This window comes from Candidatus Aquicultor sp., assembly GCF_054640775.1.
The window spans coordinates 1-2,781 of the sequence record NZ_JBTSLF010000302.1 but is presented as its reverse complement, the minus strand read 5'-3'; the positions used below and the strand labels follow the sequence as shown (position 1 = coordinate 2,781).

The following is a 2,781-nucleotide window of genomic DNA, read 5'->3' as shown; positions in this document are numbered from 1 at the left end:
TGGTTCTTTTTCTTTATTAAAAAACCGTTTGGTTAAATCCCAAACGGTTTGTTCTATGTGATCAACGGTAAGATAATTTGCTGCCATGTTTACCTATCAGCAAGCTTCTTTAAAGCCCCTCCATACTCTTTAACTGCCCGATCTACCACTTTGCGAATCAGTTCAACGTCTGCCGAAGGAAGCCTTTTACCTGCGGGGCTTAGCCGGTCATGATGAGTGATTTTGCCGACGCTCTTGTAAGCGCTTGCATGCTCTCTAACTACATATGCACTTGTCTTTGGTGCTTTTCTTCCAGATTTCTTCATCTCAACTAATGCTAACCTCAAATTATTTTAGACAATTATACTATATGTATTAAAAACACAATATAGCTAGGTATTCAGGACCCTTTAAACATACTATTCTAAGGATATCGTCTTTTTATAAGCTTCTTAAAGTTTCAATAGCTAACTAGCTAGCCTTCCGCCTTGCACTTTGCCGTGGCTTTCGGGCCGCATTTTCGGCGATAGGGACAGGTGTAGAGGTCGGTGCTTAGATACTTCTCGCCGCCGTCGGCAAGGATGACCGCTATGTTGCCTTCCTTAATCTCTTCGGCCTGGCGAAGCGCCTCGGCTACGATCGCACCGGATGAAACGCCGCAGAACAACCCCTCGATCCTGGCCAGGTCTTTGGCGGTGTCGTAGGCGTCGTCGTCGGTGACGTTTACTTTCTCGTGGAGCATATTGATATCGAATATCGGCGGGATATAGCCCTCACCGAGATTACGTAAACCCTGGATTTTATGGTTTGGATACGGTTCGACACCGACGATTTTCGTGTGGGGGCTGTCCTCGCGTAAGCGACGGCCTACACCCATAAGCGTGCCGCCGGTGCCGATGCCGGCAATGAACATATCCAGCGGTCTCACCTGCTCGAGCAGCTCTTTGCCGGTGGTTTCGTAGTGCGCGAGCGGGTTGTTCGGGTTTCCGAATTGGTTGATTAAAAAGTACTTCGGGTCGGCCGATAGCTGGTTGGCCATCTCGATTGCGCCGGACATCCCCTTGCATCCCTCTGTAAGAAGCAGCTCAGCGCCGAACGCCATCAATATCTGGCGGCGCTCTAGGCTCATGGTCTCGGGCATGACGATGCGTAGTTTATAGCCTTTAAGCGCGCAAAGGAGTGCGAGGCCTATGCCGGTATTGCCGCTCGTCGCCTCGAGGACGATTTTCTTCTTTGTAAGTTCGCCGCTCTCCTCCGCCTTTTCTATCATATATTTTGCGATACGGTCTTTTACAGAGCCGCCGGGATTGGCGCTCTCGAGCTTGGCGAATATCTTTACTTTTTTGTGTTTGTTCAGTCGCTTGATCTCGACAACAGGAGTGTTGCCGATTACATCGAGAAGATTATTGCTCACATTAAACCCCTACCGTAGATAGTTGATTTTCCGAAATATAACGGCTTATAGCTACTTTAAAACTTTATTCGATAATTTCATAGATTAAAGGTGGTACTTCATGTGGCCCGGCTGTTATTTCGAATGCATCGTTGACCAAGCCGCTGGTCGCCGCAAGCATATGCGGGTCGTTACTGTGCATCTGGGCCAGCGTATCGCCCGGGCGGACATAGTCCCCCGCTTTTTTCGGGATGATGATTCCCGCACCGTGATCGATTTCATCACCGAGTTTCGCGCGACCGGCGCCCAGATAGCGCGCCGCGATCCCCAACTCTTCCGCGTTTATGCTGCGGATATATCCTGTGGTAACGACCTCGATCTCTTCGATAAATCGCGCATGGGGCAAGACCCCACGCGGGTCTTCGATCACCTCGGGATTGCCGCCTTGTGCTACGACCATCTGGGTAAATTTCTTTAAAACCCGCCCGCCCTCAAGAACGTCGGTTAGCTTGCCCATGGCGTCCTGCGACGTCGGCACGACACCCGCTTTGACCATAAGCTGAGCGCCGAGATTATAGCAAAGCTCGAGCAGATCGGCGCTGCCGAACCCCTTCATCGTGTCGATGGCTTCTTCGACCTCAAGCGAGTTTCCGACGGCGATACCGAGCGGCTGACTCATATTACTGATAACCGCAACGGCCTGCTTGCCAAAGTTTTTCGCAAGCGACACAAGATCCTGTGCCAGTACTTTGGCTTCTTCGAGCGATTTCATAAACGCGCCCGAGCCGGCTTTTACGTCAAACACGATAACATCCGCGCCGCCGGCGATTTTCTTACTAACGACGCTGCTCGCAATCAGCGGCACGCTCGAAACGGTTGCGGTAAGGTCGCGCAAAGCGTAGAGCTTCTTATCCGCGGGATCGATCTCGTCCGTCTGACCCATGATGGCGATACCGATATCGTTTACTTGTTTAATAAACTGTTCCCTGGTCAGATTTACGTTAAACCCCGGTATGGATTCAAGCTTATCCAACGTTCCGCCGGTATGCCCGAGGCCCCTCCCCGACATCTTCGCGACTTTCAAACCGACCGCCGCCATCATCGGGGCCAGTATCAGGGTCACCTTATCACCGACCCCACCGGTGCTATGCTTGTCTACCTTTATGCCCTCTATGGAGCTAAGATCGACCACCTCGCCACTCTCTACCATAGCTTTTGTGAGGGCATATGTTTCCTGGGTATCCATTCCCTTGATATACGCGGCCATTAAGAACGCCGCCATCTGATAATCCGGGACGGCGCCGGACACAAACCCGTTGATTAACGACTCGACCTCATCACGAGAAAGAGCGCGACCATCCCTCTTTTTCGCCAACAGCTTTTCAACCCGCATAGTTCTCCTCCAAAGT

Annotated in this window: 3 protein-coding genes; all 3 read right to left on the bottom strand. The window is 51.3% G+C overall.

Features of this window, described 5'->3' with window-relative positions; all coding sequences use genetic code 11:
• Positions 1-89: 89 nt before the first annotated feature.
• On the bottom strand, positions 90-305 hold the full coding sequence (locus ACYC56_RS14475; protein ID WP_461374878.1) for a hypothetical protein: 216 nt from the start codon (positions 303-305) through the stop codon (positions 90-92).
• A 149-nt stretch (positions 306-454) separates the two neighbouring features.
• A complete protein-coding gene (locus ACYC56_RS14470; RefSeq protein ID WP_461374877.1) occupies positions 455-1,393 on the bottom strand; it encodes a PLP-dependent cysteine synthase family protein in 939 nt (312 codons plus the stop codon).
• A gap of 64 nt (positions 1,394-1,457) precedes the next feature.
• Positions 1,458-2,765: a thymidine phosphorylase gene (locus ACYC56_RS14465; protein WP_461374876.1), complete on the bottom strand. Its 1,308-nt coding sequence runs from the start codon at positions 2,763-2,765 to the stop codon at positions 1,458-1,460.
• Positions 2,766-2,781: the final 16 nt, after the last annotated feature.